Source organism: Roseateles sp. P5_E11, assembly GCF_054049355.1.
The window spans coordinates 1-3394 of sequence record NZ_JBFUMO010000604.1 but is presented as its reverse complement, the minus strand read 5'-3'; the positions used below and the strand labels follow the sequence as shown (position 1 = coordinate 3394).

3 protein-coding genes are annotated in these 3394 nt (G+C 67.1%); all 3 read left to right on the top strand.

The features are described from left to right. Window positions 1–683 (top strand): NADH-ubiquinone oxidoreductase-F iron-sulfur binding region domain-containing protein (locus tag ACXJKR_RS27725; RefSeq protein WP_457325564.1); only part of this gene is annotated, 683 nt, incomplete at its 5' end. A 20-nt stretch (window positions 684–703) separates the two neighbouring features. After that, the gene (gene nuoG, locus ACXJKR_RS27720) at window positions 704–3010 is read left to right on the top strand and encodes an NADH-quinone oxidoreductase subunit NuoG (RefSeq protein WP_457325563.1); all 2307 of its coding nucleotides are present in this window, start codon (window positions 704–706) and stop codon (window positions 3008–3010) included. Window positions 3011–3024: 14 nt separating this feature from the next. Beyond that, a partial coding sequence (locus ACXJKR_RS27715) for an NADH-quinone oxidoreductase subunit H (protein ID WP_457325562.1) occupies window positions 3025–3394 on the top strand: 370 nt, incomplete at its 3' end.

Below are 3394 nucleotides of genomic sequence, written 5' to 3'. Positions count from 1 at the left end.
GCTTCGGCCTGTACGGCAAGCCCACCACCATCAACAACACCGAGACCTTCGCGGCGGTGCCCTGGATCATCCGCAACGGCGGCCAGGCCTACCTGGAGATCGGCAAGCCCAACAACGGCGGTACCAAGCTGTTCTCGGTGTCGGGTGACGTCGAGAAGCCTGGCAACTTCGAGGTTCCGTTGGGCACGTCCTTCGAGAAGCTGCTCGAGCTCGCCGGTGGCGTGCGCAAGGGCCGCAAGCTCAAGGCCGTCATTCCCGGCGGTTCGTCCGCGCCGGTGCTGCCGGCCGACGTGATGATGCAATGCACGATGGACTATGACTCCATCGCCAAGGCCGGCTCCATGCTGGGCTCGGGCGCCGTCATCGTCCTCGACGACTCGCGCTGCATGGTGCAGAGCCTGTTGCGCCTGTCCTACTTCTACGCCCACGAGTCCTGCGGCCAGTGCACGCCCTGCCGCGAAGGCACGGGCTGGATGCACCGCGTGCTGGAGCGCATCTACCACGGCGAGGGCAGGGCAGAGGACATCGACCTGCTGAACTCGGTGGCCGACAACATCCAGGGCCGCACGATCTGCGCGCTGGGCGACGCTGCCGCGATGCCTGTGCGCGCCATGATCAAGCACTTCAAGCACGAGTTCGTGCACCTAATTGAACACAAGAAGCCCCTGGTGGCTCCGACCTGAGCGCCTAGAGAAACACCACCATGGTTGAAATCGAACTCGACGGTCAGAAGGTCTCGGTCCTGGAAGGCAGCATGGTCATGCATGCCGCCGAGAAGGCCGGCACCTACATCCCGCACTTCTGCTATCACAAGAAGCTCAGCATCGCGGCCAACTGCCGCATGTGCCTGGTGGACGTGGAGAAGGCGCCCAAGCCCATGCCGGCCTGCGCGACGCCCGTCACGCAGGGCATGATCGTTCGCACCAAGAGCGACAAGGCGATCAAGGCCCAGCAGGGCGTCATGGAATTCCTGCTGATCAACCATCCGCTGGATTGCCCCATCTGCGACCAGGGCGGCGAGTGCCAGCTGCAGGATCTGGCCGTCGGCTACGGTGCTGGCAAGAGCCGCTACACCGAAGAGAAGCGCGTCGTCTTCCACAAGAACGTCGGCCCGCTGATCTCGATGGAAGAGATGAGCCGCTGCATCCACTGCACCCGCTGCGTGCGCTTCGGCCAGGAGATCGCCGGCCAGATGGAGCTGGGCATGGCCCACCGCGGCGAGCACAGCGAGATCCAGACCTTCGTCGGCCGCACGGTGGACTCCGAGCTGTCGGGCAACATGATCGACATCTGCCCGGTCGGTGCGCTCACGAGCAAGCCGTTCCGCTACAGCGCCCGCACCTGGGAACTGTCGCGCCGCAAGAGCGTCAGCCCACACGATTCGACCGGTGCCAACCTGATCGTCCAGGTCAAGAACCATCAGGTCCTGCGCGTCGTTCCGCTCGAGAACGAAGACGTCAACGAATGCTGGATCGCCGACCGCGACCGCTTCAGCTATGAAGCGCTGAACAGCGACCAGCGCCTGACCGCGCCCATGATCAAGCAGGGCGGTGCCTGGAAGCAGGTCGACTGGACGACGGCGCTGGAATACATCGCCAACGGCCTCAAGACCATCAAGGCCGACCATGGCGCGGCCGCCATCGGCGCGCTGGGCTCGGCCCACAGCACGGTGGAAGAGCTGCACCTGCTCGCACAGCTTGTGCGCGGCCTGGGCAGCGACAACATCGACCACCGCCTGCGCCACAGCGACTTCGGCAATGTCGCGTCAGCCGGCCAGGCGCACTGGCTGGGCACCAGCATCGCGAGCCTGTCCGAGCTCGACCGCGCCCTCGTCGTCGGCTCCAACCTGCGCAAGGACCACCCGCTGTTCGCCGCCCGCCTGCGCCACGCCGCGCGCCGTGGTGCCGCCGTGCATCGTGTCGGCCTGAGCAGCGATGACTGGCTGATGCCGCTCGCCGCTTCGCAATCCGTCGCGCCCTCGGGCTGGGTGCAAGCCCTGGCCGATGTGGCTGCCGCCATTGGTGCTGGTGCACCGCTCGCCGGCACCGTCACCGACGAAGCCAAGGCCATCGCCGCCAGCCTGCAGTCCGGTAAAGCCAAGGCCATCCTGCTGGGCAACGCTGCCGCCGAGCACTCGCAAGCCGCCAGCCTGCTGGCGCTGGCGCAGTGGATTGGTCAGCAGACCGGCGCGAGCGTCGGCTATCTGACCGCAGCTGCCAACACGGTTGGCGCGCAGCTCGTGAAGGCCCAGCCGCAGATCGACGGCCTGAACGCCGGCCAGATGCTGAACGGCACCTCGMTGAAGGCCGCACTGCTGCTGAACACCGACCCGGTGCTGGACTCCGCCAATGCCGCCGCCGCCGCCAAGGCGCTGGACGCGGCCGAGATGGTCGTCGTGCTGAGCCCGTTCAAGAGCGGTCTCGAATACGCCGACGTGCTGCTGCCCATCGCCCCGTTCACCGAGACCTCCGGCAGCTTCGTCAACGCCGAGGGCCGACTGCAGAGCTTCGTCGGCGTCGTGCGCCCGCTGGCCGAGACGCGTCCGGCCTGGAAGGTGCTGCGTGTGCTGGGCAATCTGCTGGGCCTGCCGGGCTTCGACCAGGACAGCTCCGAGCAGGTGCGCGAACAAGCCCTGGGTGGCGACATCGCCGCCCGTCTCAGCAACGCCACCACCTCTGCGCCGCAAGCCGCGGTCAAGGCTGAGGGCGTCGAGCGCTTCGGCAATCTGCCCATCTACGCGACCGATGCGCTGGTGCGCAACTCGACCTCGCTGCAGCTGACCACCGACGGCCGTGAAGCCGCCACGGTCGGCCTGCCCAGCAGCCTGTGGCAACTGCTTGGCTTGGCTGAGGKCGATCAGGTCCGCGTCGTGCAGGACGGCGGTGCCGCCCAACTGCCCGCACGCCTTGAAGCCGGCCTGCCGCAAGGCGTGGCCCGCGTGCCCGCTGGCCTGGCACAAACCGCCGCGTTGGGTGCTGCCTTCGGCACGCTCAACATCAGCAAGGTCTGAGGGAGCTGACAAGAATGATCGACACCCTCTACCAGAACGGCGCCTCGCTGCTGGGGGCCCTGTGGCCCCTGGTGTGGAGCCTGATGAAGATCATCGCRGTCGTTGCACCGCTGATGATCTGCGTCGCCTACCTGACGCTGTGGGAGCGCAAGGCCATCGGCTGGTCGCAGATCCGCCCGGGCCCGAACCGCGTCGGCCCCTACGGCCTGCTGACGCCCATCGCCGATGCGGTCAAGCTGATCTTCAAGGAGATCATCAAGCCCGCAGCCGCGAGCAAGGGCYTGTTCYTSCTCGGCCCSRTCATGACSATCATGCCGGCGCTGGCCGCCTGGGCCGTCGTGCCCTTCGGCCCGGATGCCGCCGCCGCCAACGTCAATGCCGGCC